Genomic DNA, 2,519 nt, shown 5'->3' on the forward strand with positions numbered 1-2,519 from the left:
GTAAGCGCTCCCCCGATCGCCTCGTGTTGGGCGCGGCGTGAATGTGCGAGGAATCCTCTGATCGCGAGCGACGGAGGGCGCTGATGGAAGCAGACGGCAAAATGGACGTCCATTTGGACGTCCCGACACCTGGCTACATTGGCCGGCTTGAGGTTCTTGAAGGTCCGACGGGTCGGCAGGTCCGCTCGGCATCGGAGAAGGCCCGGATCGCGGCGGAGAGCCTGATGCCGGGGTCGCAGGTGACGGCGGTCGCGCGCGAGCACGGCGTGACGCGCTGGCAGGTTTATGATTGGCGGCGTCGCCTTCGTCAGGGAGAGCTGGTCCTTCCGGAGAAACAGGCTCCCCTGTTCGCGCCCGTGCTGGTGGAAGACGTGGCGTCGTCCCGGCGGTCACGGAGGCCGCCGAAATCGGCGCCGGCGAAGGTCGAGATCGAGATCGACGGCATGGTGATCCGCACGGCGGTCGAGATCGATCGGCTGGAGCAGGTGATCCGTGTGGTGCGGGCCTCGCGATGATTGCGCCGGGCGCCGATCTGAAGATTTACGTGGCGACGCGTCCGATCGACTTCCGGCGCGGCCTCGACGGGCTGGCCGCGGCGGCGCAGGAGATCCTTGGCCTTGACCCGTATAGTGGGGCAGCCATCGTCTTCCGTGCCAAAAGGGCTGACCGGATCAAGATCCTGGTATGGGATCGCACCGGTCTGGTTCTGGTACACAAGCGGCTTGAGGGCTCGAAGTTCGTGTGGCCCCAGCTTCGCGACGGTGTGATGCGGATGTCACCGGCAATGTTTGCGGCCTTGTTCGAGGGGCTTGACTGGAGATTGGTGCGTCCCGAGCGGGCCCGGCGTCCGCAGCTTGCCGGGTAAGTGCGGCACACTGACTCAGGCCCGCGCCGGGCATGGTGCAGACGGCGGATCCATGCTGGAAATAGCGCATGAACGTTGCCGTTCTCCACGATGAGATCGAGCGTCTGAAAGCCGAGCTGGCACAGACGCAGGAGGCTCTGGCCCAGTCCGAGGAAGCGCGGCGGCGGCTGGAGAGCATCGTCGGCCAACTCCATCACGAGAAGTTCGGGGCCCGGTCCGAGAAGCTCTCCGCCGAGCAATATCATCTGCCGCTGGAGGATGTCGAAATCGCCCAGGGCGTGCTCGATGCCGCCCATGAGAAGGCAGAGCGGATCATCAAGGGCCGTTCGGATGGTGCCGGCACGTCGCAGCGGCGCAACCGCGGTCACCTGCCGGCCCATCTGCCGCGGGTTGAGCAGATCATCGAGCCCAAAAGCAGGCTGTGCCCGTGCGGCTGTGGCGAAATGGCCAGGATCGGCGAGGACGTCAGTGAGCGGCTCGACGTGGTGCCGGCACAGCTGCGCGTACTGGTCACCCGCCGCCCAAAATACGCCTGCCGCCGCTGCTCGGGCGCTGTCGTCCAGGCTCATGCCCCCGAGCACGTCGTGCCGGGCGGCCTGCCCACCGAGGCGCTGATCGCCCAGGTGATCGTCGCCAAGTTCGGCGATCACCTGCCGTTTTACCGGCAGGCCGAGATCTATGTTCGCCAGGGTATCAGGCTCGATCGAGCGACACTGGGCAACTGGGCCGGCCGGGCCTGCTTCCACCTCAAGCCCATCGCCGAGCGCATGCGCCAGCATCAGGCCACAGCGGATCGCCTGTTCATGGACGAGACCACGGCGCCGGTGCTCGATCCGGGACGCGGCAAGGTCAAAAAGGGCTTCTTCTGGGCGATTGCTTCCGATGATCGCGGTCATGGCGGTCAGGGGCCACCCATCGTGCTGTTCCACTATGCGCCCGGACGCAGTGGCGAGCATGCGGAACGCTTCCTTCAAGGCTTCCGCGGGCAGTTCCTCCAGGTCGACGCCTATGAGGGCTACGACCGGCTGACGCGCCTGGAGCGGCCGCAGGGACCATGGAATCTCGTGCATTGCTGGACCCATTGGCGCCGCCGCTTTGTCAAGCTGGTGCGCAACACCAAATCGCCGATCGCCGAGGCGGCGATCCAGCAGATCGCGGCGCTCTACGCCATCGAGGCAACCGTGCGCGGAGCATCGCCACAGTTGCGGCTCGCCGCCCGGCGGGAGCATTCCGCTCCGATCATCGCCGCCTTCAAGCCATGGCTTCAGAAGCAACTGTCGATGATCTCCTCCGGCTCCAGGCTGGCCGAAGACATCCGCTATGGCCTCTCTCACTGGGAGGGGCTTACCCGCTTCCTCGACGATGGCCGCCTCGAGCTCGACACCAACCCGGTCGAAAATGCCATCCGGCCCGTCTGCCTGACTCGAAAAAATGCACTGTTCGCGGGCCATGAGGTCGGGGCGGAAAACTGGGCACTGCTCTCATCCCTCCTCGCCACATGCAGGCTCAACGACGTCAATCCCGTCGCCTGGCTTGCCGAAACTCTCGACGCGATCATCAACGGTTACCCCCAAAGCGCCATCGAAGATCTCATGCCATGGCGCTTCCGGAAAACTTCAAGCCCAAATCCATAGGGCCTCAGCGGCGCGCTTAC

Annotated in this window: 3 protein-coding genes; all 3 read left to right on the plus strand. The window is 65.3% G+C overall.

Annotated features, from left to right (window positions below):
* Positions 1 to 83: 83 nt before the first annotated feature.
* The 3 genes from Q0Q02_RS23760 to Q0Q02_RS23770 all read left to right on the plus strand — a co-directional run bounded on the left by Q0Q02_RS23760 (position 84) and on the right by Q0Q02_RS23770 (position 2,499).
* Entirely contained in the window at positions 84 to 515 is a 432-nt protein-coding gene (locus Q0Q02_RS23760; RefSeq protein ID WP_293813296.1) for a transposase, read from the plus strand.
* The gene (gene tnpB / locus Q0Q02_RS23765; protein ID WP_293813298.1) at positions 512 to 865 is read left to right on the plus strand and encodes an IS66 family insertion sequence element accessory protein TnpB; all 354 of its coding nucleotides are present in this window, start codon (positions 512 to 514) and stop codon (positions 863 to 865) included. The genes Q0Q02_RS23760 and tnpB overlap by 4 nt, the downstream gene beginning before the upstream one ends.
* Positions 866 to 933: 68 nt before the next feature.
* Entirely contained in the window at positions 934 to 2,499 is a 1,566-nt protein-coding gene (locus Q0Q02_RS23770) for an IS66 family transposase (protein ID WP_293813300.1), read from the plus strand.
* Positions 2,500 to 2,519: the final 20 nt, after the last annotated feature.

The sequence above is a fragment of the uncultured Allobosea sp. genome (assembly GCF_945956895.1).
Lineage (GTDB): Bacteria > Pseudomonadota > Alphaproteobacteria > Rhizobiales > Beijerinckiaceae > Allobosea.